Origin of the sequence: Paenibacillus sp. VT-400, assembly GCF_001029205.1 — a bacterium.
GTDB lineage: Bacteria > Bacillota > Bacilli > Paenibacillales > Paenibacillaceae > Paenibacillus > Paenibacillus amylolyticus.
On record NZ_LELF01000047.1, the window covers coordinates 92,173 to 118,215 of the forward strand.

General features: G+C 39.0%; 21 protein-coding genes. All 21 read right to left on the reverse strand.

Annotation, left to right across the window (positions count from 1 at the left end; genetic code table 11):
• Positions 1 to 13: 13 nt before the first annotated feature.
• Entirely contained in the window at positions 14 to 1,585 is a 1,572-nt protein-coding gene (gene fliD / locus EL84_RS02945) for a flagellar filament capping protein FliD (RefSeq protein WP_235431479.1), read from the reverse strand.
• Positions 1,586 to 1,597: 12 nt separating this feature from the next.
• Entirely contained in the window at positions 1,598 to 1,987 is a 390-nt protein-coding gene (locus EL84_RS02950; RefSeq protein WP_047840662.1) for a flagellar protein FlaG, read from the reverse strand.
• A 151-nt stretch (positions 1,988 to 2,138) separates the two neighbouring features.
• Entirely contained in the window at positions 2,139 to 3,332 is a 1,194-nt protein-coding gene (locus EL84_RS02955; RefSeq protein WP_047840663.1) for a class I SAM-dependent methyltransferase, read from the reverse strand.
• Entirely contained in the window at positions 3,332 to 4,255 is a 924-nt protein-coding gene (locus tag EL84_RS02960) for an NAD-dependent epimerase/dehydratase family protein (protein WP_047840664.1), read from the reverse strand. The genes EL84_RS02955 and EL84_RS02960 overlap by 1 nt, the downstream gene beginning before the upstream one ends.
• Positions 4,252 to 4,785 (reverse strand): dTDP-4-dehydrorhamnose 3,5-epimerase, encoded by a 534-nt coding sequence (gene rfbC / locus EL84_RS02965; RefSeq protein ID WP_047840665.1) that lies wholly within the window; start codon positions 4,783 to 4,785, stop codon positions 4,252 to 4,254. The genes EL84_RS02960 and rfbC overlap by 4 nt, the downstream gene beginning before the upstream one ends.
• Before the next feature lie 25 nt (positions 4,786 to 4,810).
• Entirely contained in the window at positions 4,811 to 5,545 is a 735-nt protein-coding gene (locus EL84_RS02970) for a cephalosporin hydroxylase family protein (RefSeq protein ID WP_047840666.1), read from the reverse strand.
• 22 nt (positions 5,546 to 5,567) lie between these two features.
• A complete protein-coding gene (locus tag EL84_RS02975; RefSeq protein WP_047840667.1) occupies positions 5,568 to 6,797 on the reverse strand; it encodes a class I SAM-dependent methyltransferase in 1,230 nt (409 codons plus the stop codon).
• Between the two features lie 18 nt (positions 6,798 to 6,815).
• Positions 6,816 to 7,889 (reverse strand): CDP-glucose 4,6-dehydratase, encoded by a 1,074-nt coding sequence (gene rfbG, locus EL84_RS02980; protein ID WP_047840668.1) that lies wholly within the window; start codon positions 7,887 to 7,889, stop codon positions 6,816 to 6,818.
• Positions 7,890 to 8,663: a glucose-1-phosphate cytidylyltransferase gene (rfbF, locus tag EL84_RS02985; RefSeq protein WP_047840669.1), complete on the reverse strand. Its 774-nt coding sequence runs from the start codon at positions 8,661 to 8,663 to the stop codon at positions 7,890 to 7,892.
• A gap of 39 nt (positions 8,664 to 8,702) precedes the next feature.
• A complete protein-coding gene (locus EL84_RS02990) occupies positions 8,703 to 11,714 on the reverse strand; it encodes a TIGR00180 family glycosyltransferase (RefSeq protein WP_047840670.1) in 3,012 nt (1,003 codons plus the stop codon).
• Between the two features lie 67 nt (positions 11,715 to 11,781).
• Entirely contained in the window at positions 11,782 to 13,659 is a 1,878-nt protein-coding gene (locus EL84_RS02995; RefSeq protein ID WP_047840671.1) for a glycosyltransferase, read from the reverse strand.
• 167 nt (positions 13,660 to 13,826) lie between these two features.
• Positions 13,827 to 14,723 carry a flagellin Hag gene (hag, locus tag EL84_RS03000; RefSeq protein ID WP_047840672.1) on the reverse strand — a complete coding sequence of 299 codons (897 nt, stop codon included), beginning with the start codon at positions 14,721 to 14,723 and terminating at the stop codon, positions 13,827 to 13,829.
• Between the two features lie 144 nt (positions 14,724 to 14,867).
• The gene (gene csrA / locus EL84_RS03005) at positions 14,868 to 15,113 is read right to left on the reverse strand and encodes a carbon storage regulator CsrA (RefSeq protein WP_024631614.1); all 246 of its coding nucleotides are present in this window, start codon (positions 15,111 to 15,113) and stop codon (positions 14,868 to 14,870) included.
• Between the two features lies 1 nt (position 15,114).
• A complete protein-coding gene (gene fliW, locus EL84_RS03010; RefSeq protein WP_053061363.1) occupies positions 15,115 to 15,522 on the reverse strand; it encodes a flagellar assembly protein FliW in 408 nt (135 codons plus the stop codon).
• A gap of 117 nt (positions 15,523 to 15,639) precedes the next feature.
• The gene (locus EL84_RS03015; protein ID WP_047840674.1) at positions 15,640 to 16,209 is read right to left on the reverse strand and encodes a DUF6470 family protein; all 570 of its coding nucleotides are present in this window, start codon (positions 16,207 to 16,209) and stop codon (positions 15,640 to 15,642) included.
• Between the two features lie 18 nt (positions 16,210 to 16,227).
• Entirely contained in the window at positions 16,228 to 17,148 is a 921-nt protein-coding gene (gene flgL, locus EL84_RS03020) for a flagellar hook-associated protein FlgL (protein ID WP_047840675.1), read from the reverse strand.
• Between the two features lie 24 nt (positions 17,149 to 17,172).
• Positions 17,173 to 18,729, reverse strand: coding sequence for a flagellar hook-associated protein FlgK (flgK, locus tag EL84_RS03025; RefSeq protein ID WP_047840676.1), 1,557 nt, complete (start codon positions 18,727 to 18,729; stop codon positions 17,173 to 17,175).
• Between the two features lie 19 nt (positions 18,730 to 18,748).
• Positions 18,749 to 19,252, reverse strand: a complete 504-nt coding sequence (locus EL84_RS03030; RefSeq protein ID WP_047840677.1) for a flagellar protein FlgN — start codon at positions 19,250 to 19,252, stop codon at positions 18,749 to 18,751.
• Positions 19,253 to 19,263: 11 nt separating this feature from the next.
• Entirely contained in the window at positions 19,264 to 19,548 is a 285-nt protein-coding gene (gene flgM / locus EL84_RS03035) for a flagellar biosynthesis anti-sigma factor FlgM (protein ID WP_047840678.1), read from the reverse strand.
• A 178-nt stretch (positions 19,549 to 19,726) separates the two neighbouring features.
• The gene (locus EL84_RS03040) at positions 19,727 to 20,131 is read right to left on the reverse strand and encodes a TIGR03826 family flagellar region protein (protein WP_047840679.1); all 405 of its coding nucleotides are present in this window, start codon (positions 20,129 to 20,131) and stop codon (positions 19,727 to 19,729) included.
• Between the two features lie 149 nt (positions 20,132 to 20,280).
• Positions 20,281 to 25,758 carry a fibronectin type III domain-containing protein gene (locus EL84_RS03045; RefSeq protein ID WP_047840680.1) on the reverse strand — a complete coding sequence of 1,826 codons (5,478 nt, stop codon included), beginning with the start codon at positions 25,756 to 25,758 and terminating at the stop codon, positions 20,281 to 20,283.
• Between the last annotated feature and the right edge of the window lie 285 nt (positions 25,759 to 26,043).

A 26,043-nucleotide genomic window follows, 5' to 3' on the forward strand; every position in this document is an offset into this window, starting at 1 on the left:
ATTCCTCCTTTGATTATTGAAAATAACTTGATAAACTCGACGACTGTGATTGAAACTGGTTCATCGCTTTTTCCATTGCAGCAAACTGTTTATAGTACCGGGTTTCCCAAGCTGTCATTTTTCTTTCCAGATCAGAAATTCTTTTGTTGTAATTCTTCAATTGCTCACCCATGATACTTTCAGTTTTCAATGTCATGCTGGCGTCAGCATCTCTATTGGAAGTACCTACCTTTTTCACAAAAAGGTCTAATGTTGAATTTAACTCAGTTCTCAATCCACTAAAGATCCCTTTTCCATCGATATCCGAACTGGAGCCACGGAAAATACTCAGAACTTTATCTGGATTGCTTGACAGTGCATCATTAAGTTTGGCTTCGTCTATTTGCAACTTACCTTTTTCATAATATTGCCCTGTTGTTATTCCCGCTTCACTCAAACCCTTTAAGTTACTAGTAATTAAAGTTCTCATTGAAGCTACTGCCGAGCTTAAAATAGTGTCATTTTTTAAAAGTCCACTTTTAGCTCTCTCTTCCCAGTTCTTAATGTCATCTTCTGTCATATCTTTCTTTTGTTCTGATGTCAGCGGAGCATAATCTCTATACTTTTGTTCTGATAATTTAGAGTTCATTAACCCCAATAATTCGTTGTATGTGTCAACAAATGATTTGATTGTTTCTACAGCTTTAGATGGGTCAGACTGTGTAGTAATTTTGGAAGGAGTTCCAGACGTCTCTTCCAGAAAGGTCAATTTGACGCCATTTACGGTTAGTGTATCGCTGTCAGTGTCAAAAAGCTTACGTGTGGGATCTAAGGCACTAGTAATATAAACCTTACCTTTTGTAAAATTAAGAGTACCCCCTTCACCAAACTTCTTTCCATTACCTAATGGATCTGCAGTAGTATCAGAGAAATTGAGTACTGAGAAAAGAGAACTGGATTTAGACTCGTTTACAACCGTTTCTTCGCCTGTATCTGGATCGATAACCTTGCTTTCGCCCAAATCCGTAATCGTTTTGCCAAACTCTTTACTAGTAATTGTGAATTTACCGCTTACCTCATCAAAAGTTGCGGTTACTGTAGGAATTGCAGAGTTAATACGTGCAACCACAGTGGATATTGAATCCCCTTTTAAAAATTGAACTGTTTTCCCATTTATATTAAGATCAAATTCATTTTGTCCTGCATTACCTGATAACTCCCCCAACGTAGTGCTTGACTTCGCATTATCGCCACCCATTGTAAGCAATCCCGAATTGCTCTGTATACCAGACTTTTTGGCGAGTGACTCCACTTCAACAGTCAAACCTACAGCGCTAGCATCCGCGTTTGCTTCTGCTCTAACTGCTGTTGTATTACCACTGACAGTTGATTTTTGAGTATTTGTCGCTTTAGACATATTCATATCTGCAAGTTTTTGATTAAATTGAACGATTTTGCTGTTTAATTCCCTGTAGCTATTTCTTGTCCAATCGAGAATTTGTTTTTGTTGATTCAATTTATCCAGTGGAACTCTCTTCACTGTCATCATTGATTTAACCATACTGTCGATATCCATTCCTGAAAAACCATTAATACGCATATTCATCTACCCAACCCCCTATACCTTTTCATCAATTATAATTCCGGCTATTTCCATCATCTTGGCAACTAAATCCAACGTTTTCTCTGGAGGAATTTCACGAATCAGCTCACCTGTTTCCTTATTAAGAACCTTCACTAGAATTTGATGCGTTTTCTCATGAACGCTCATTTCCAAAGTAGTTGAAGGCCCCTGAAGAGCTTTTACCGCCCTATCAATCGCTTTGATAAGGTGTTCATCTCCAAAAGGAATGTTGACCCCTTGCTGTTCCAGCTTGGATAAATCTACTCCATTCCTGACTGCTTGCAAAAGTTTACTGCTTGGGTTTTGTGATATATCGCTTGGCTGACTTATTGAACCTGACGTTCCATTCACCATATTCGTCGAAAATGAAAATTGTAGATTCATCGTTCATCCTCCGATGGAATTATTTATTATATTTATCGGTTAAAGAGGTTTGAGATTGAATAACAGAACTGATTTTAATGTCTCTTCCTCAAAAAATTATTACAAGCTAGCATTCGTACAACTTGTCTCTGCTCTTTCTTTTTCCAGAACGTTATGATTGTTGAGCTGACCATGTTTCAATATCGACAAGGTTTATATTAAGTTTCTTCTGTTGAACTATTTTTTTTATTTCATTCAGATAATTTGAATTCGTTATAATAATCGTTGCTAAATCTTTATTCCCTACACTTTCAATTCCAATTATTTCATGACCAGTTCCAGGTAAATAATTACCTACCTTATTAGGGTTCACATCTATTACACAATCGATATACTTCATCTCTGGATCAATTAAATTCAAGAATGTTACTCCCTTAGCCCCTGCTCCCCAAATAGCAGTTTTCCCATATGCTGAGTAAATAGAAAGCTGCTCCATTGTTCTACGTTTCCACTCAAATTCATGTTCGGAAAACCCAATACTACTTGAGTCAGCATAATGTACATATGACTTGTCTTTCGATTCTCCATCTAATTCGGTTGGTCTTGCTTCTAACCACATGTATTGACCATTAAATATACGATCTATACTCACAACCTCAAACCCTGCAAGCTCAAATGCCTTGGAAATCGATTTCTCATTAAAATATGAACAATGCTCATAGAAAAAATCAAACATAACTTTATTCTCAAAAATCCAGTCAACGCAGGGCGTTTCGAAAAACACTCTGGCTTGGGGAGAGTGCACCAGTGCTTTTCTTATAGATCTAAGTAACATAACAGGTTCAGAGATATGTTCAATAACATGTCGGCAAAGAACTACATCGGCTTTGATATCAACACTATCTTCATTATAGAGTTTCTTTTCAAATCTCAATCTCCCACCGTAATCAACTTCCGGTCCAATATAACTTGGGTCAAACCCATATCCATAATTATTTCCAGCCTCAACTACTTTTCTTAAGAAGCCGCCTTTTCCACACCCAACTTCTACTACATTGAGATTACTGACACCTTTTTGGTTCACAAGTGTTTCTACCAAATCATCTAAATAACTATTAAAGTATGTGGAGTATGACTGTGTATTTTCGTAGTCGCTACTATAAACGACTTTGTTAGTATCAAACATGCTATTATAAACAAAACCACATTCCATGCACTCCAAAATCTCCAAATCACCTCTCGGGATTTGTCTTGCAGCCTCAAAACTATTAATTAGGACATTTTGGTACACGGGAATATTACTACGTTTTAGTATTTCACTTAAACTAGATGACTGACATATCGGACAATAATTTTCATTCAACATTACTTACCTCCAAACAGACTAGACTTCCACCACTGAACAGTTTCATATAACCCATCTTCCATCTTCGTGGAGGGAGTCCAACCAGTATTTTCTCTCAGCTTAGTTATATCGGCCAGAACGACCTTAGGTTCTTCAAGTGAGGTTGGAATTACCCCTAACCGGATTAATTCTCTATGTTGAAGGATATCAGTAATTTTATATATAATTTCAGATAAGCTTACCGGCTTGCCAGAACCAATATTAACGGGTCCATTACTTTGACTGCTTAGCAATTCCACTAACGCCCGGGCTGCATCTTTAACGTACAAATAATCGCGAATCTGCTGTCCATGGGAACATTTTGCTTCCTTTCCCTCCAGCAAAGATAAAATCACCGACGGAACCAAACGTAAATGATGTTCACGTGGGCCATACAGATAGAAGATTCGTGCCCACGCACTCGAAATCTCATAGTGCTGTGAATATGTCATTAACATATGATGTAATGAGTTTTTACTTGATCCATAGATTGTATTATAGTTCAATGGGGTCTCAGATTCCTTGCATAATCCCTGACTTAAATCATACTCTGCGCAAGAGCCAACTCCCACAATCCTTTTACCTCCAGCTACACGAAAACGGTCAAATAGAGAAAGACTTGCACTTACCCATTTGAAATTTGATGAGGAGTTCCAATAATGATTTGGTGTGGTGTCCCATGCCAAATGCAGAAGATGAGTGGGTGAACTTACACGAGTGAATACTTCTTCGATTTGATTATCATCAAGTAAATCAGCTTTCAACCATGTAATATTACTAGTATTTATCTTGTCTTCAATTTTTGATGATATAGCATATATTTCACAGTCTGTAATCGACAATTCATCCACTACATGGCTCCCAATAAATCCATTTGCTCCAGTCACAATTATTCTTTTTTTCATGAATGATACCCATCATAATTCTGGTCTTTTTCTGACATAATTCTCTTGTCTTCTTCAGGCCATTCAATATTAAAAGCAGGATCGTCCCACCTGATTCCACGAGCATATTCCGCTTTATAAAACTGGGTCATCTGATAAAAAACTTCCGTATGATCAGACAATGTTTGAAAACCATGTGCGAACCCTTTGGGGATGTAAAGCATTTTGTAATTTTCATCCGACAACTCAAAAGAAAGCGACTCTTTATAGGTTGGAGAATCTGGTCTCAGATCAACGATAACATCACAAATAGCCCCCTTCGTACAACGAACTATTTTGACTTCTTCGTAGGGAGTAGTCTGATAATGTAATCCTCGCAGAGTTCCCTTTTTCTCGTTATATGAGATATTGCACTGAACAAATGAACTCTCAAGTCCATGTAACTTAAACTCATCTTGGCACCACGCCCTAGCAAAATGTCCCCTCACATCTGTCAGCAACTCTATTTCTATAAGATAAGCTCCTGGTAACATAGTTTTGATAAACCTCATCAAATATTCCTCCGTTGGATGCTCACTAGTCAGTAATACATTTCAGATACCCCTCAGGAGCAACAGTTATTAAAAGTTTATCTTCTAGATCTTTATCATTTATGAAGCGATTGTTTCCCCGCAAGAATTGCCTTACAGCACTTTTGGGGCTGTTTCCCGCTTTCCACGGACGGTTTTTAAAAAAGTGATCCGGCATGTCTTCAACAACTGTGTCCAACACGACTAAATAACTCCCCTTGGAAACTAATGGGGAAAACACCTCTAATTCTTTTAAAACATGATCGTGAGTATGGTTAGAATCTAGTATGACCATCACACTTTTACGTTCTGAAATAATATCCTTTACTCGTTCTATAACCTCATCACTAGTAGAATCACCTTCAATTAAATGGACACAATCCGAAAAAGGATGATTCTCGATAGCTTCTTTGTTTTGAGATCTAATATCAATATCTATCCCTATGACTATTCCGCCCTTGCCAATTAATCTTTGCATAGATGAATGGAAAATAATTGATCCTCCACGTGCAATACCTGTTTCAATAATTACATCAGGTTGCACTTTCCAAATAATTTCTTGCAGAGCAATAACATCTTGTGGGAACTGAATGATAGGTAGTCCCAACCATGTGAAATTGTAGGTATAGTTATGTGCTGTCTGCTGAAGAATAAAATTGTGCACAGTATTCCTCAATTCAGTATCAGCAGCTTGTCGTTTCATATTTTCTTTCTTCTCCAACTCGAAGCGTTCTTTATCCATGTGTGCTCACATCCCTTTTCAGTCATTCAACAATGTGTATATCCGGTATAGGTAAAATCCATTTACCTCCCCATTCACGAATGAATGAAGTTTGTTCCATAATTTCGTCTTTTAAATTCCACGGCAAGATAAATACATAATCGGGTTGAGCCAATTTTAGTTTCTCAGGTGAGTACACTGGAATTCGTGACCCAGGCAGAAAAGTACCTTGTTTATACGTACTTCGATCCACTGTAAAATCAATAATATCGCAGTCAATACCACAGTAGTTGATTAAAGTGTTCCCTTTAGCAGGGGCACCATAACCCGCTACAATCTTCCCTTCGTCTTTCAATTCGATAAGGAATTTTGTAATTCGACGCTTTAACTGAACAATTCTCGCTTGAAATCCTTTGTACATCTCGATATTTGTCATCCCAAGCTTAATTTCCTTAGCAAGCAGTTCATGAACGGAGGATTGAATTAGAAAATTCGGATTTTCTGAATGAGTTGCGTAGATACGAATAGATCCACCATGAGTACTCAATTTCTCGACATCATAAACAGTTAGATTGTGCTGCCTAAAAAGTCGAATAACTGTGGTAAGTGAAAAATATGAATAATGCTCATGGTATATCGTATCAAATTGATTATGCTCTATAAGTTGAAGTAGATGAGGAAACTCCATTGTAATAGTACCCCGAGGCTTTAACAGTATTTTCATACCTGCAACAAAATCATTCAAATCAGGGACATGTGCAAGCACATTATTTCCCAGAAGTAAATCCGCTACCTTTCCCTCTTTGTTTAATTCTTTTGCTACTGAAGTTCCAAAAAAATTCACCGAAGTCTCGATTCCCTTGCTCACAGCGACTTTAGCTACGTTTTCTGCGGGCTCGATGCCTAGTACCGCTACCCCTTTTTCTTTAAAGTATTGGAGTAAATACCCGTCATTACTTGCAATTTCAATCACTTGTGTTTCGCTTGTATAATGGAATTTATCCATCATGTGTTGAACATAATTCTTCGAGTGGCTTAGCCAAGTATCTGAATAGCTACTGAAATATGCATAATCACTAAATATATGCTCAGGTGACTCATACTCCTGCACTTGAACAAGAAAACAGACTTCGCAAACATATGTTCTCAACGGGTACATATTCTCCATTTGATTTTCTGACTTCACATATGAATTAGCCAGTGGTGAAATCCCCAAATCTAGAAAAACAGTATTTAATGCTGCTCCACAGCAACGGCAATCCTCAGTTGACATCAAATCATTCTCCCTAAGTTAAGGCAATTTTTCTGCTTTTATTTTTTCAAAATCCTTTATTTGTTGCAACGTTCTGTGCTCGGAACTACTGTTCATATAACCCAAATACCAGTCCATAGTCCATTCTATTGTCTGATTTATGTTTAACTGTGGCTCCCACTGTAACAAATTAGTTGCCTTGTCAACATTAAGAACCAAACGGGAAGCTTCATACAAATGTTTTTCAGATTCACAGTTCCATTTAATTCTGTTTCCCAAATGTCTGTTACATTGTTCAATTAGTTTCTCCACTGACAAAATTGAAGATTCCCTCGGGCCAAAATTCCAAGCACCTGTGAATTTATTACCAAACCTCCACATGTTTTGAGCAAGCAATAGATACCCATCCAAGCAATCCAACACATGTTGCCAAGGTCTAACAGCATGAGGATAACGAATTTTCATTACTTCCCCATTTATTACCGAGCGAATAATATCTGGTATGATACGATCAACGGCCCAATCACCGCCCCCGATCACATTCCCCGCTCTAACTGAGGATAATAATTTTCCATTGTTAGAATAAAAGGATTGCTCAAATGCAGAAGTAACAAATTCCGAGCAAGCTTTACTAGCGCTGTATGGATCCTGTCCTCCCAAAGGGTCGTTTTCAGCAAAACCCTGTAGTGATTCTCCACTATTCTGGTAACATTTATCAGTTGTTACATTTATAACAACTCGTACCGAATCGACGTGTCTTGCAATCTCTAATAAATTCACTGTCCCCATAACATTCGTAGAAAATGTCCCAACTGGATCAGCATAAGACTCACGAACCAAGGGCTGCGCTGCAAGGTGGAAAATGATATCCGGCTGAATTCTACGAATAAAAGATTGCATTTTCCCAAAATCCAAAATATCACCATACATAGAATTCATGCTCTTGGATACTTGTGCAATTTCATACAAATTAGGATCGCTAGTCGGTAGAGGGCTGCTATAACCATATACATCAGCCCCTAAATGTTGTAACCATAACGCTAACCAACTACCTTTAAACCCTGTATGTCCTGTGATTAATACCTTTTTAGACTCCCAGAAACTAGACGCCATTTAATCCCACACCTTCCACGGTGCTTTTCTCAAGCTCCACAATTCTTCCAGTTTAACTTTATCTCTAAGCGTATCCATAGGTTGCCAAAAACCGTCATGCTTGAATGCCGATAATTGATTATCATTCGCCAAATTCTCCATCGGACCAAGCTCCCAAACTGTTGTAGGATCTTCGATCAGATCAAAAACCTCAGGTTCAAGGACAAAATACCCTCCATTTATCCAGTTTCCATCCCCTTGAGGTTTTTCTTCAAAACTTGTTATTCTACTATTATCTAAAATATCTAATGCACCAAAACGACCTGGAGGTTGCACTGCTGTTAGAGTAGCTTTAGTTCCGGCATTTCGATGAAAACTAATAACATCAGTAATATTAACGTCGCTGACGCCATCGCCATACGTAAAGCAAAAAGTTTCGTCTCCTACATACTTTTCTACCTTTTTCAAGCGACCTCCTGTCATTGTTTCTATTCCGGTATCTACAAGAGTCACCCTCCAAGGCTCACTTGTATTATGATGTACCTGCATTTCGTTATTTTTCATATCAAAAGTCACATCCGACATGTGTAAGTAATAATTAGCAAAATACTCTTTTATTAAATAGCCCTTATACCCCAAACAAATAATAAAATCGTTTATACCATAATGAGAATAGTTCTTCATAATATGCCATAGAATAGGCTTCCCACCAATTTCAATCATTGGCTTCGGTTTTAAGTGGGTTTCTTCACTAATTCTTGTACCGTATCCTCCCGCCAAAATAACGGCTTTCATAAATTATACACTCCCTAAAAATAGGCTATTTACATATTTCTACAGATTAACAACAAACCTTTCTTTAATTCCCCAACTATTATCTAAGAATGAATCCATTATTTGATCCATACATTCGTCTAACTCATCAGCTTGTTCAGAATTTTCGAATAAACTAACTAAAGCTGATTTAAATACTTCATATTTTTCATTAAAAGAATCCTCTTCGATATAATTGGCGAATCCCCAAGCTACATGTCCCTCTGAATCCATGCTGAAATCCCGAATATTTAATGGAATTTCCATATTCTCAACCTTACCAATCAAAGGTATTGCGAAATACCATAAATATTCTATGAATACAAAGGGTAAAGATCTCACTTCTTCTTTTGTTAATAAATTCGTTACTATTTTTAATGTATCCTTACGGAATACAGAATAAATCAATTGTGGTACCCAATTTTTTGTTAATTTACTAATTCTATCCACAGGAGAATCCTCTATTAATCTTTCACAACAATCCTTAGGGAATTCAAAAATTTCAGAGATATTATTATTTTTATACACATATGATCTACCTTTTACAGTAACAATCTCCATATTAGCTTCCATAATTTTAATCGATGATATAATACCTTCTTCGGCTATAAAGTCATCATCCGCGCATACTGCACAGTACTCATCTTCAATTTCAGGAAAAATATGTGAGATCCTATCTATAGGAGAAGAAGAGCTATCAAAGTGAGAATAGATAACATTCTTAAAGTTATTTTTTTGTAGCAATTCTAAGTTAATTCCTTTTTCATAAGTATCACTACCATCTAGCACCCTTATATTAAGAGTTATATTTCTAAACCCTGAGAAATATAATAAACATCGTTCTAGCAGAGCAGGTCTGTTTCTTGTAACGATAAGGATTGTAATTCTCAAATTCCCAGACTCATTTTCTCTATGGTCTTTTTCGTACTCCAGGTACTTTTTACAGAGTAATTCGTATCTTTCTTCGAAGTAACTATAGCGATTATTTTTTGATAGCTCTAATAAGTAAGCAATGTTAACTGATGATAATGGGGAATCATGTACTAGATAGTTGTTGAAAGAATTATTCCAATAAATCTGTAAAGCTTTATTTAGGTTACCTACTTCAAAGAGATAATTCGCATAGTCAATTGATTCATTGTAATCTCTTTTGTCATTTAGATAGTTATAAATCTCATGGAAATCATTTATGCAATATAACAATCTAACCAAGATATCTTTACCATTTTCTTTCGCATAAATTAATTCAGCTTTGTATTTTTTATCGATTCCCTCATAATTCAATACGACTTGAGTTGCAGTTGATAATTCATCGTTAAGGATCAATAATTTCATGTAGTTTTTAAACGTATAGTATATTCCGACTTCTGAATAAGCTTGTTCAGCTAACATTAGAGCACGTACTTTATCGCTCTCTCCAATTAGTAATGAATACATGGATAGTAAAACAGCATTATCATCTATAGCCGTCTCCCAATTTTTCCTCATTTTTTTCAAGATAGAATCTCTATTATATTGATCAGTTCTATCATCAATTAAATTTATCATTTGTATACTTCTCATCGCCCAAGTATTATCGTGAATGAACTCTCTCATTTCATCTTTTGGCAGTTTAAAATTAATAAAGTGAGTTATAACTGAATTCCATTCGTTAATATTTTTACATGTCTTAATAAAAGATTTATTAAGAATGAGCTCAGGCATATTTGTTGCAATCACAGGTAAACCACTCATCACGTATTCATACATTTTTATCGGATCACAATTTATAATTATATCAGTGTTATCCTTAAAAGGAACAATACCTATATCCATAAACTTCAAGTACGATTTTAACTCACGGTGTTCTTTCAAGCCTAAGATGTATAAATTATCTTCTTTTTCATTCAGAATACCTTCTTTTACAGGCCCTATAACAACAAATGATTTATCTTTATTAGTTCTTACAAGCTCATAAAACAACTCTTTATCAAACCAGCTATCAACTGCACCAATGTAACAAATCCTTGGACTAGGTATCTCTAGAAGATCATCAGGTAGTATAGTTTCTTCATATCTTGTGAAGTCTTCAACATTAACAGCATTTTTAGAAAGATATACATTGTTATTTTTGTTTTGAATGGATTTAGTAAGGTAAAGAGCATTACTAGTTGTTGTTACTACATCGGCTCTATCCAAAATTTGAATCTCATATTCTCGATCTTGCTTATTGCTCCAGTATGAATGTTCCAGATCACTATGATCATCTACACATTCATAAACCACCTTGAATCTACCGCTAAGCTGATTAATTATATTAACTTGAGATGGAAGGTAGCATATCAATATAACTTCTTCATCTGATTCATTTATTATATCCTGGACTATGTTGCTATAATTATTTAATAGGTAGTTTTCTTTATAATATGCTGAAACCGGATTGTGTATTTTGATTAATTCATATTGTCTGATATGGTCCTCACTAAATTTCATTAATTCATCATTCGTAACTTTTTCATTACTAGCTTCTACTTCAATAGAAGGTTGAATATAATCAATTTTATATCCTAACTTGGATAATGCTCTTGCTATTTGATGTGGGCGTTGAAGCATTACTCCCCATGGACATGATGACAATACAATGAATTTCCTTTCAATAGGAAACTCTACATCTTCAAAATGTGATAATATTTGTTTTATTTGAAACTTTCGTTCTAAATTCTCTGTTTTTTGATAAGCTTGTCTGTAAAAATTTATAGATTTTTCAAGTTCCACTTTTATTTCATATAAATAAGCCAAATTAAAAAGCGTGTCTGGACTATCTGATTCTATGCCTACTGCTTCCCAAAGAAATCGTTCAGCATCATCTAGACTATTTTCCATTATGCTTATAATAGCTTTCATATTTTGAATTTCTATATCTTTATCCTTTATGAGTTGAAACTCTGCAATCAGTTTTTTTGAATTTTCTAAATCTCCACTTGATATAAGATATTCTATATTTTCTTTAAAAAGTTTGATCTCTGTATTCAGATCACTATTAATTTTCCCCATCGTCTTTCTTCCTCCTAACGAAGATACCCCTAGTTCAAATAGATATTTACTAAAGAAGAGAGTCTTTTCAAGCTTCTCTTACCCACAATACATTCCTAAATCGGTTTTTGATTTCTTCTTTTATTGTTCGACAACTAATTGTGTCTTCTTGTTTTTCATAAAGTTTAAAACTTCTCTCATAGGAACTGTATTGAGAATCCATAGTCAATAGTTTAGAAAAGAACAATTGAGTATCTTCCATATAGCCATTTCTCAGACAAAGATCACCTAGCAACCGGACAAGTTGAACATTATTAGGTTGATCTTTGAACATAGTAATTAACATATCAATAGCCAACTCATCAAATCGATAATCACTTAACAATTTTCCTATACTTAGTCTTGACTCTGATTTGATTTCTATCATTTTCTCGACAAGTAACTGAAATTGTTCAAACTCTTGTAAGATAATCATTTTACAGCAAATATCCAATAGGCGGCTCTCAATCACAGGGGTTAACGAGTATTTACCATCTTGATCCGTAATCATCTTCTCCAGAGCATTTCTTTCTTTGTTACTTAAGTTCAATAAATTTTGTATATGCACTAAATTACTAACATCTTTCAGAAGGAAAGCTAGTAGCAATAGATCTTGCCCATTTTCATTTTGTTTATCCGCTATTTCATTCCATAATAAACTAGCTTCCATATAATTTTTGCTGTAAATTTTAGAAGTTGCCAGCACATTAGGTTGTACTGTTATGTTATAAGTTGTAAGATATTTCTCCAATAGAGGACTTCGTACGCCATACATAATATCTAACAACTGCTGCAAATCTTCCACACTTTTTAACGTATAATGCTGATTTATTCCACTTTGGATGTTTTCGGTACTCACTTTTAACTTAAGCATAAGATTTAAATATTGCTGTAGAGCTGGAGCAAAATTCCTCTTAAGATTTAACACAAATACGGCTTCTCTATGGCTATCTTCTAATTGTCCAATCTCTTCATACAGCTCAGACAATCTCATATGAGCCATATAACCGCCACTACCTTCAGTAATAAGTGAACCCTGATCTCCAAGTTCTATACATTTACGGAAGCATACCTCAGCATCCCGGTAATATTCAGCTTTCTGATAAATCATCCCCAATATATATCTCATCTCTGTTTCTTTTGGGAACATCATCACAGCATCTGCCAGTATGGATAGAGCATCTTCCATCTGATTGATTTCTGCCAAGGCATAAGCTAGCTTTGTAAGCAACTCTGGAAGAAAGACTCGATCCTTACTTAATGGATATGCCTTTTTAAAAAAATCTACTGCTTTCTTATATTCCTGAATAGCAAAATAGGTCTTCCCCATATTGTAAAGATTATACGCTGTAGGATTTTCTGCTACTTCAAGTTCCATTAAGGGCAAATTTCGTTTGTGTTTATCTTTCTCGAGCATTTTACCATCGGTATAACCAACATGATTAATTAACAAATTTGATTCACCCATAGTGTATTCTGCCGTGCCGTTAATGATGTTCAAATGCTCATGTAATCTATTTTCAAACTTTAAAGATATGTGATTCTTAAACAATCTAATTGCCGCGAAGGTAAAATTTCTATCCCAAGATATTTCATTTCTTATTCTAAATAAATAGTAATCACAGTTTTTCTCTAAGTCCTTCTGAAAGTCCGCTCCTACTTCCAAATATTCATCTGCATCCAACACCAGTATATAGTCTGAAGTTGCATATTTTAGTGATTCATTTCTTGCTGCAGAAAAATCGTTTACCCATTCGAAGGAATATATTTTGTCCGTATACTTACGAGCAATGTCAAGAGTCATATCAGTTGATCCCGTATCTACAATAATAATTTCATTAACGACATCTTTGACACTTTCAAGACATCTACCGAGTACTTGTTCTTCATTTTTGACAATCATACATAACGATATTGTTTTGCTCATGGTTGTCCTCTCATCTCTAATAGTCTTATACTATATGTCGGAAAATTTAATACCTTTTGTTAGCGAATGTAGGCCTCAAATAACATGAAATTATAACCAAAAACCAAAATAAAAACTGCCAGGTAAAACCTGGCAGTTTAATGTGATGATATATAATTTTATTGAAATTAACGAAGCAATTGCAGAACAGCTTGTGGCTGTTGATTCGCTTGTGCCAACATTGCTTGGGAAGCTTGAGCCAAGATGTTGTTTTTCGTTTGGTTCATCATTTCTTTCGCCATGTCTACATCGCGAATACGGGATTCCGCAGCAGACAAGTTCTCGGAAGTGGTTCCCAAGTTATTGATTGTGTGCTCCAAACGGTTTTGGTAAGCACCCAGTTTAGCACGCTCGGAAGAAACTGTTTCAATCGCAGTGTTAATCGTTGTGATAGCGGCATTAGCAGAAGCTTGTGTAGAAATGCCGATACCATCAACAGCAACACCTGCAGCAGTACCAGTTGCGGCCACGTTAGAAGCACCTGCTCCGCTTACTGCTAGTGTTTTAGCATCCATTGCTTTAATTTTCAAAGTAATGTTTTGATCTTGGTTCGCGCCGATATGGAATGTCAAGTCAGCAGCACTTGTAACGCCCCCACCAGTGCTAGCAGAACCATCCAAAAGTTTCTTAGTATTAAATTCAGTTGTGTTAGAGATACGAGTGATCTCTTTCGCCAATTCATTTACTTCATCTTGCAATGCAGTACGGTCTTTATCTGTATTTGTATCGTTGGAAGATTGAACTGCAAGCTCACGCATACGTTGCAGGATGGAGTGAGTTTCGTTCAGCGCGCCCTCAGCTGTTTGGATCAATGAAATGCTATCTTGAGAGTTCTTAGTAGCCATATCCAAACCGCGGATTTGACCGCGCATTTTTTCGGAAATTGCCAAACCTGCAGCATCGTCACCAGCGCGGTTGATACGCAGACCAGAAGACAATTTTTCGATAGCCTTGTTTGTGTTAGTTGTGTTTGCACCCAATTGACGGTGAGTGTTCATTGCAGCAATATTGTGGTTGATAATCATTAGAAATTTCCTCCCTGAAAATAAGTTAGTTCCACATCCTTGTGGTAAACGCCGCGACATTAAGGTCGGCCGCCCTGCCGAAGCAGCGTCTAAACTATATATCGACAGGAAGAGAAGAACAGTTAATAGTAAATTGGAATATTTTTATTTTTTTTTGTTTTCAATGCCTTGAAGCAACTCCATAAAAGCAGCGACACTAGGAGCATCAGGTTTTGCAGACTCTCGATTAGCCTCCTGAATAGATGCATATACCTCTTTCCGAAAGATATCAATGTGTTTGGGGGCGGAGATACCAATTCGCACTGTATCACCTTCCACTGCCAGTACAGTTACCTCAATATTATCTTGAATGATAATAGATTCTCCCTTTTTACGTGACAATACTAACATTTCAGACCCCCTCCTTTGCCGAAGTCGATTCTTCTGTCCATATGAGATGTTTAGTCACATAACCTGTTTGCTGAAGAACAACTTGTTTACCTACCCGATGTGCAGGATTAATTATGACTGGGGCCAAGAGGTTCATCGTTGATTTTGTCACATCTGAATGTATAGTGACTATGGAATAAACGGCTACATCTTCTTTGATTTTGAGTTCTTCTTTATCTTCTTCACTCAGTTCAAAACTATAATCCTGTTTAAACTCAAATGGACTGACTACCAAAAAAGAGAGCTCTTTCTCCGTTAATGATTGTAAGTAACTAAATGGTGTGTCTTCCCAAGGGATTAGTGCAAAACTAGTTTCGTTTTCAAAACCAGGCAGACCTCTTCGAAATTGATATATACTGTTTTCATCCACTTCAATTTTTCCCCATGTACTTGTCTCAATAAAAATAATAAACGCCTCCTTGGCGATGATTTTATAGAAAAAAGCTATAGCGGGGTATTATAACCGTCTATAGCTCTACATTATATATTATAATCCCATATCAATCGTAGGCGGAGTGTATTGTATAGAAGCATATTGCTGCACATAAATATCCAATTTACCACGTTGATATTCAATCTCTGGCTTGTTCACAATCACATTCATCTCGGATTCCGCTGCTTCAAAGCGAATGTCTGGTGCTTGCGTAAACACACGTACATCCACATTATCAGAGGAAGCTGCCGTGCGTGTCTCAGGAAACGGTTTAGCTTGCCAATTCGTTCCTACAATATTGGCAATCGTATTGCCTGGTTTGTGGATGGCTGCCATATCATTTCCTTGTTGCACACGCTCAGCCATATTCTGCATGAATAATTGCTGAATACCCGAATATATTCGGGCATTCATATCGATCATATTCCCACCATGATAGGCAGAAAAAGCCTTGGACTGATCCACATTCAGCTCTATTGCATGACTTTGAACCGTTAATTTACTAGGCTTGGTATGGAGTTGGACCTCCGCCTTCGGCTGACGAATCGAATACTGACCAATGTCCGCATCGATATGTAATAGCGTAGGCGTTGTGTGTATTTGTACCACTGGAAGAGTATTCATCAGATGATCTCTCCTTTGTTATCTAAGAAAATCAACTAATGACTGAGATATAATTTTAGCACCAGCAGAAAGTGAAGCATTATATATGTTTTCCTGGATTTTAGACTTGATTGATAACTCAGCGTAATCTGCATCCTCAACCTTTGCTTGCAAATCCGTTAAGTTCACTTCAAGATCACTTAATCGACCTTGCATGAGTTCAATGCGATTGGTTTTCGCCCCGATTTCTGCACGAATAGCGAGCATCTTGTTTGTTCGAGTATCAATGTTTGCAAGCTGATTCGACACTTCTTTTTGATCCCCACTGGCGAGAGCCTGACTAATCGTATTAAAGATTACAAATAGATTATCGGCTTCCGTTGAATCACCAAACACTTCATTACCGGTTACGTTAATTGGTAATTGGATACTCTCACCCACGATAAAATTAATTTTACCCGAATCAGTAACGACGGAAGCAGCATTAGTTGTATCGAACGAACCGTCAGCACTGGTAGGAAAGTCATAAGGTTTCACATCGTAGGTTTCACCATTAAATACATACTTCCCATTCAACGTGCTGTTTGAAATATCAACAAGTTGTGCTTTTAATTGTTTGACCTCTTCGTTGATGCTATCTAGTGCAGATTGAGGGTTAGTCCCCGTAGCTGCCTGTACCGTCAATTCTCTCAACCGCTGAACCACGCTGCCTGCTTGGTCCATTACTGTATCATTAAAATCCAACCATGATACTGCGCTATCCACATTTTTTTGATACTGTTCATTGGAAGACAGTTCTGCACGATAACGAAGGGAGTACGTAATCCCTACCGGATCGTCAGAAGGTTTGTTGATCTTACGTCCCGTTGCCAATTGAGTTTGTGTACTATTCATCTGTTGTGCATTACGGTTCAAGTTAAGAATCAATTGCGAGCTCAACATATTATTCGTAATTCTCATCGTCTGTTATGTCACTCCTTTCTATTATCTGCCTACTACGCCGGTAGAGTTAATTAATTTTTCGAGCAATTGGTCATATGTGGTCATAAAACGTGCAGAAGCACTATAAGCATGCTGAAATTTAATCATGTTGGCCATCTCTTCATCCAAGGAAACACCACTGACCGATTGACGGCGAGTGTCCACTTGTTCTACGAGAAACTCAGAATTGGACGTTTGACGTGCCGCTTCCTGAGATTGAACTCCCAACTGTCCAACGATTGCACTAAACTGAGCACCAATCGTTGCATTCCTCAATCCATCAACGGATTTCATTGGAGTATCCTTCAAATTAGCCAGCAGATTAGCCAGTGTATTGTTACCTTTAATCACAGATTCTGCTCCTGAAGAATCCGTAGTGGTTCGGAGCGAAGTTGCAATCTTATTCGGATCAGCCAAAATTTCAGCATTCAATGAAATATTACCAGCTGTAATCGCTGTTCCACCACCCGCTGCTGTAAAGAAAGGTAATCCTGGCGAATTGGTTCCGTCCATACTGTATCCAAGCTGATGCAATCCGTTTAGGCCTTTGACTGTAACCTTCAGATCAGTTGCCAGTGTCCGTGCTGCACCTGTGTATGTAACTCCATCCAGTACAGTATTATCTGGCAAGACAGAACCCGCAGGAAGCGTGATCTCAATATCCCCATTAGCAAGTGTATTAGCTAAGTCATCCATTTGCTTCTGATAATCAGTCACCAAAGTGTCTCTGGACTTAATCATGCCGTGGACCTCACCGTTGGTGAGCGTGCCAGCTGTATACGCAGCATTCAGAAAAGCAGGGTCTACCGCAACTTGTACCGCCCCGCCTGTGACGAGTGCCTGTCCATTCATCTGAACTTGGTATCCTTGCGGAGAATCCGTAACTGTAACATTCATGATTTTGGACAACTTGTCCGTCATCAGATCACGTTGGTCACGTAAATCGTTGGCATTGTCGCCAAGAGACTCGACTTTTACAATGGCACTATTAAGGTTCGCAATGTTACCAAGGTAGCCCTGAATTTCATTGCTTTTCACAGCAATGTTACTATCCAGATCCTCGCTAAGTGCATCCAGTTGACGGCTAATCTGATTCATCGCATCCGTAAGAGCCAGTGTTGTTTCCTTGACAATACGACGTGCTGTAACGTCCTCAGGGTTTTTACTCAGATCTGACCATGATTTGTAGAAGTTATCCATAACAGTTCGAAAACCGGTGTCCGATGGTTCGTTTACAATAGCTTCAAGTTTCTCAAGTGTATCTCGTTGAATGGACCAACTCCCGAAGTTGGTGTTTTCATTGCGATACTGGTCATCCAGAAATTTCTCACGCACACGTGTAATAGAGTCAAATTCTACCCCTGTACCAAGCTGTCCTGGTGTTGTGCTATGCAGAAATGCGAACGGCTCCATTGGAATAGATGCCTGCATGTTTACCTTTTGGCGTGAGTAGCCTTCCGTGTTGGCATTGGCTATGTTATGGCCTGTTGTGCTAAGAGCTGTCGTCTGTGTGAACAAACTGCGTTTAGCCGTTTCGATTGAATGAAATGTAGATGTCACCTGGTTTCCCCCTAATTAATCAGGCACGCGTGTCAAACAGACCGATTCGCCCTGGATTACCGTTCTTATCAGCAGGATGCTGATATGTGGCATCCTGTTCTGGTCGAGAAGCAAAGATGTCCATTGAAAGATCAATAAACATCAAGGATTGCTCGATCAACTTTTGATTCAGTTGATTGATTTCTTTTAACTCCTGCAGTGTTCCCGCCAGCTTCTTCTGGACTTCAAGCAATCGCAGTTTATCAGCCGGATCAAAAATCAGCTTTGAGATCTCAGTAATATTCAGGTTCAGCATAGATTTGATTCCACGCTCCTGTAGCAGTTCGTGAACTGCACTCTGCCGTTCGATCTCCAATGGCTCCTGTTGTTTCATGAAACGAGATTCTTTGTTGAGGAGGGCAATGAGTTCATCTACATCATTTTTGACAATGACCTGTCTCTTGACCTCACTGAGTGCCAGCATATCGCGGTGACTTTGTTCCATTTGCTGCAAAACTACAATCAATCTGTCCAGTGCTGCCATTACGTGATCACCTATTCCTTATCAAAAGACTTAAAATACGGCAGCAGCTTGTCAGCAAGCTTGCTACTATCTACCTGATATGTTCCCGAACTCACCTGTTCTTTGAGTTCCTGTATCCGTTGTATGCGTCCTGCATCCTGTGTACGACTTTGTTCCTCAAGCATCTTCATCGCCTCCGGAGAAATGGATACCTCGTCCTTACGGCGGCTCTTCTTGGCATCAGCCTGCTGATTGGATTCAACGTTCCTTTGATATGAATTGATGGCGCCAATTCTACTCGGTTCATTGATTTTCATTTAAAATGCACTTCCTTCCATGATTAGGAATTTATGTTGATATACGTTTTTCTTACTTCAATCTTTATGTTGTCAAAATGATTAGGATAATAAAAAAAACCGATAATCTTTAATAAGTTTATCGGTACGTTTCAAAACATTTGTTATAGCAAAACATGTATTTGAGCCCTCGCTCCTATTAATCGCGTAGTTTGTCGACAGCATTGTAGGTTCGTCCGCCTAAATTGTTGTTATCCTTCTGACCTACTTCACGAGCTGCTCCTGCCAAGTCTTTCGTTAAACGATTACGACAAGAGTCGCACATATGACCTTCACGAATCAATGTTCCGCATACTTCACAAGGATACATCATATTCGGGGCATTCTCGATGGAAATTCGTCCCTCACGGATGAACTTGGTAATGTTTTTTATTGAAACTTCCGTTGCATCGGATAGCTCCTGTATGTTGGTGCCCTTGTTTTCGCGTAAATAATCTACACATATCTGATATTCCTTCTCTATTTCCTTAATACAGTTTGAACATACATCTCGAAAATTCAACGCATATAATTTACCACAGCGAGGACAGTTACCTAGATTCATCGCTAAAACGCCCCTCTCAAACTTCCATTTCCGAATAGATAATAACTATACATTACCTTATTTTCTCTGATGAAGCCATAGTCTATTTGCAAAACAAAAGAGGGGAACAGGATGCACATATACGCAATCCTGCTCCCCATTATATATCACTAATTCAATGTTCTAATACTTAGTACAGAAGACCATACACTTGTGTTTTGATCGTTGAATGCCCGAATACGATATTTATGCGAACTGGACGGTAACAGATCAGACTGAATAAACGTTGCATCACTGACAGTCGCCACAATTTGCCCATCGGCTTCAATTTCGTAAGACGAAGCACCTATAGCCGCGTCCCATGTCAGAATAACGTTTGTTCTGTCCGAAGTTCCCTTCAGCACAGGTGTAGTTAATTGAGTCATTCCCGCTATAATTTCACTCCAAGCTCCTGCACCAGAAGCATTTTTAGCACGAATCCGGAAAGTATGCTCCGTATTTGGTGCAAGTCCACTCTTCGTATAAGCAACTCCACTCACGGCAACCACCGTACCATCAATCTCCAGATCATACCCGGTAGCTCCGGTAACAGCACCCCATCTCAGCGCGATAGCCGTTGTTGTTGCTGAGTTAATACTTAAACCTGAGACACTGGCAGGTAACGTAGTTTGGGACAATATTGCTGTCCATGCACTAACATTAGTGTCGGTCAGGGCACGAATACGATATTTATGAATTGTTCCACCAAGTACTCCATTATGGACATACAAGAGATCACTTACAGTAGCAACCACTATGCCATCTGCCTCAATCTCATATTTTGTTGCACCAACAACTTCATTCCATGTCAGCGTAACTGCGGTTTCATCAGGTACAGTTTTCAGCGTTGTTGGTACATTTAATTGGGTCGAGGCGGTTACAATCTCACTCCAGCTACCAATGCCAGCAGCATTTTTGGCACGAATGCGGAAGGTATGCTCTGTATTGGCTAGAAGTGCTGTTTTGGTATAAGCCAAAGCGGTTACAGCGACTATTTTACCGTCAATTTCCAGATCATATCCTGTTGCTCCCGTAACTGCATTCCATTTCATAGCAATGGCTACTGTTGTTGCAGAATTCATACTCAATCCGGTCACAATGCCCGGGAAAGTGTTTTGAGTCAAGACCGTAGACCAAGCGCTACTGTTCTTATCCGTTAATGCACGCACACGATAGGTGTGCGATGTTCCTGCAAGCAAATTACTATGAACATATGAGGGATTGGTTACTGTAGAAACAATTGTTCCATCTGCCTCAATTTCATATTTAGTTGCATCTTTAATATCAAGCCAATTCAAAGTAATAGCTGTTTCCTCTGATGTTGCTTTCAGAGCAGGTGTGTTTAACTGGGTTGTAACATCTGTTACATCTCCCCAAGCTCCAGCCCCAGCAGTATTTTTGGAACGAATACGGAATGTATGATCCGTATTGGCGATAAGTCCCGTTTTGGTGTAAACCACTCCACTAACAGGTACCACCGTGCCATCAATTTCAAGGTCATATCCCGTCGCTCCTGAGACTACGTTCCACTTCAGAGCAACAGCTGTGTTCGTTACACTTGTTACCGTTAGCCCGGTCACAGAACCAGGCAACGTATTTTGTGTCAAGACCGCAGTCCAAGCTCCAACATTGATTTCGGTCAGAGCGCGTACGCGGTATTTATGTGCTGTTCCAGCTATAAGATTATTGTGAGTATAAGTAGGCACCTTAACGGTACCCACTAAGACTCCGTTCGCTTCAATCTCATATTTGGTTGCATCTTTAACTTCAGGCCATGTCAACGTGATCGCTTGTTCCTCAGAAGAAGCCTTCAACACAGGTGTGTTCAGTAAAGTTGTGCCAGTTACAATCTCACTCCATATACCTGCACCTGCTGTATTTTTAGAACGAATACGGAACGTATGATCCGTATTTGTCACAAGCCCGCTCTTTGTATAAGCTACTCCCGTTACCGGTACAACTGTACCATCGATCTCAAGATCATATCCTGTTGCTCCCGTTACTGCCGTCCATTTTAAGGCAATGGCTACATTGGTAACGGAGCTAATACTTAAACCAGTAACCGAAGCAGGTATCGTATTTTGCGTCAGCGCCGCAGTCCAGGCACCTGTATTAGAGTCCGTCAGTGCACGTACACGATATTTATGCGCCGTTCCTGGAAGCAAACTAGTGTGCACATATTTCGGTTCGCTAATTGTACCAGTAACGACTCCATCTGCTTCAATCTCATACTTGGTTGCATCTGTTACATCTGCCCATGTCAATGTAATCGCAGTCTCTTCCGAGGAAGCTTTTAGAACAGGGGTATTCAATAACGTTGTACCACTTACCTCATCACTCCATGCTCCGGCACCTGCCACATTTTTGGAGCGAACGCGGAACGTATGATTCGTATTGGCTGCAAGACCTGTCTTGTTGTAGGTTAATCCACTTACAGCTACTACCGTGCCATCAATTTCAAGCTCATAACCTGTTGCTCCGGTTACAGCATTCCATTTCAAAGCCATTGTTGTGTTCGTTACAGAGGTAATACCCAGTCCAGTAACTGAACCTGGTAGTGTATTTTGATTTAAGACAGCAGTCCAAGCCCCGTTGTTTGTATCTGTCAGTGCTCGTACACGATACTTATGCGCTGTTCCTGGCTGAAGACTTGAATGCACATATTTCGGCTCATTAACTGTTGCAACAATTGAGCCATCTGCTTCAATCTCATACTTGATCGCATCTGATACATCTGCCCATGTTACTGTAATAGCAGTCTCTTCCGAGGAAGCTTTTAAAACAGGGGTATTCAACAATGTCGTACCGTCAATGATATCACTCCATACTCCGGCACCTGCCGTATTTTTGGAGCGAACCCGGAACGTATGATTCGTATTGGCTGCAAGACCTGTCTTGTTGTATGTTAATCCACTTACAGCTACTACCGTGCCATCAATCTCCAAGTCGTAACCCGTTGCTCCAATTACGGCATTCCACTTAAGCGCGATAGCGACATTGGTTGCAGAGGTTACACTCAATCCTGTGACTGAACCCGGTAAAGTATTCTGAGTGAGAAGTGCAGTCCAAGGGCTAACGTTCATCTCCGTCAGGGCTCGTACACGATACTTATGCGTTGTTCCTGGAGTCAAACTCTCGTGCGTATAGACTGGCGCCGTAACCGTAGCTACAACAATACCATCTGCCTCCACTTCATATTTGGTTGCATCAGTAACATCTGCCCAAGTTACTGTAATTGCATCTTCTTGGGAAGATGCTTTCAGAACAGGCGTATTGAGTTGAGTCATGCCACTTACTACGTCACTCCACACACCCACACCTGCAGTATTCTTGGAACGGATACGGAACGTATGGTCCGTATTCGCTGTAAGACCACTCTTCGTATATGTTAAACCAGTAACTGGAACTACCACTCCATCAATCTCCAAGTCATATCCAGAGCTACCGGTCACTGCACTCCATTTCAAGGCAATTGTGGTGTTTGTTGTGGATGTTAAACTGAGACCTGATACCGCTGCGGGCAATGTACTCTGTGTCAGGACAGTTGTCCAAGCACTTGTGTTAGTGTCAGTAGCTACACGAACACGATATTTATGAGAAGTACCTGGTAATATATTTCCATGTGTGTAGTTTGATTCACTTACATTCGCAACAATCACGCCATCTGCTTCAACTTCATATGCAGTAGCATCTGGTATGGAGGTCCACGTCAATGTGATTGCTGTTTCTTCCGAGGATGCCTTCAATACAGGAAGATTAAATTGCGTACGACCTGTTACTATTTCGCTCCAGGCTCCTGCACCTGCAACGTTCTTTGAACGAATACGGAAAGTGTGTTCCGTGTTTCCGACGAGTCCACTCTTCGTATAACTTGTAGCTGTCAAAGAAATCGGAGTGCCGTCAATCTCCAGATCGTAGCCTGAAGCACCGGTAACCGCATTCCATTTTAGCGTAATGGCTGCATTGGTGACTGCACTCACATTCAATCCACCCACCGAGCCAGGCAAGGTATTTTGCGTTACCACTGGTGTCCAAGCACTTGTATTCGTCTCATTGATTGCCCGCACACGATATTTATGCGCTGTGCCTGGTGTCAAATTGGTGTGGTTAAAGATTGGATCTTCTAAACCTGAAGAAACAACTCCATCTGCTTCAATCTCATACGAAGTTGCACCTTCAATTGGAGCCCATACAAGCACAACTTCCTCTGCCGTGGCATTAGACTGAACTACGGGTGTACTCAATTGAGTGGTTCCCGTTACTGGATCACTCCAACTTCCTGCCCCACCTGAATTTTTGGATCTGATTCTGAAGGTATATTCTGTATTGGCAGCAAGTCCAGTCTTGTTGTATGTGGTTCCTGTTACCGCAACAACTGCCCCATTGATCTCCAGATCATATCCTGTGGCTCCCTTAACAGCAGTCCAGGATACAGACAATTTATTCAATGTAGCATCTGTAATTTTCAAACCATCTGCACGGTTAGGTACTGTCAATTGACTTAGTGGTTTACTCCATGAACTCTCATTATCAGTTGAGAAAGCTTTCAGCACATAGGTATGTGTTGAATTGGCCTCCAAATCGTCATGCTCATATGAGTTCACATTGCCCAATTCAATAGGTTCTCCTCCATCAATTCGCAATTGATATCGATCTGCAATTTCAACGGATTTCCAATTCAATGTATTCTTTCCCTCTTCGCCTTTTACGGTTAAGATCGGTTTTTCAAGCAAAGTTCTCAGAGAGAATGGATCACTCCACTCACCTACACCTCTTTGATTAATACCACGTACTCTGTAAGTATAGTTCGTATTATTTTTATAAGGGCCACTTGTATAGTTCAGACCATAAAATGGACCTTTAGTTACTCCATTTTCTTCAATCTCATACTGAACTGCTTGTTGTGCAGCTGACCAGTTAAGGTTGATCGTCGCATCATTCGCAGTGGCTACCAGGCCAGTTGGAATAGCAGGAACCGTAGTAATTGGCTCCTTTGTTCCCGACTCCTTAACAAAGCTGAATGATTCTGCCTTGCGTGTGTAATATGGATTAAGGTTGGATACAAAATCTACCACAGCACCTGTATCCGCACTAATCACCAAACTCAGTTGAGAGGCTTCATAACTTTGTACATATCTGGGTGTTTCCATACCAAATTCATCGACTCTGGAGATGTCCCAAACACCTACATTCGTACCTGATTGTCTATATTCCATGGTACTGTAATATTCCCACACCTCGGAAAAGTCAACGATAAATGCGTTAGTCACTTGCCCAGTATAGGTAGAAGTATACTTACCAAAGGTAACATTGGTCATATCTTCAACAGTTCCTCTAATAGACTGACTTCTTGAGAAGGAATACCCTGTTGCTGAAAAGCTGTATGATCTGACCCAACCCAAATCAACCTGTTTCTGATTCACCATCAGATTTCCATTCTGTTCTGATAATACAAAACGATAATCATTACTGGATGCAATAATTCTATTACTCGTTGCGGCATCTGCCCGGTTCCCCCCGTACACGCCAAACTGTCCGAATACCAGCATGAGTACTAGTAGACGGACGGTCCATAAGTAAAATCCATTTTTTCTTTTTCCTGCGACCACTTTTGTTCTCCCCTTCAACAGATATGTTGTGCCACTCCCTATGCTGTCACCAGTGGTGAACGGCAAAACTATCTATTCTGCGCGAGAAAACCAATTCCTCTTTTTTACATGTAAAAAATTTCTTATTACGCTTTCATTTATAATTTCATCAAACAACTATATTTCAAACAGAATAAATGGAATGGAGACACGCATTAACGTACCAATGATTAATAAAGGAACATATTTTCCTGTCTACTATTAATTATACAGTATAGATCACCCACCTAAAGTGGCTGAAGAATG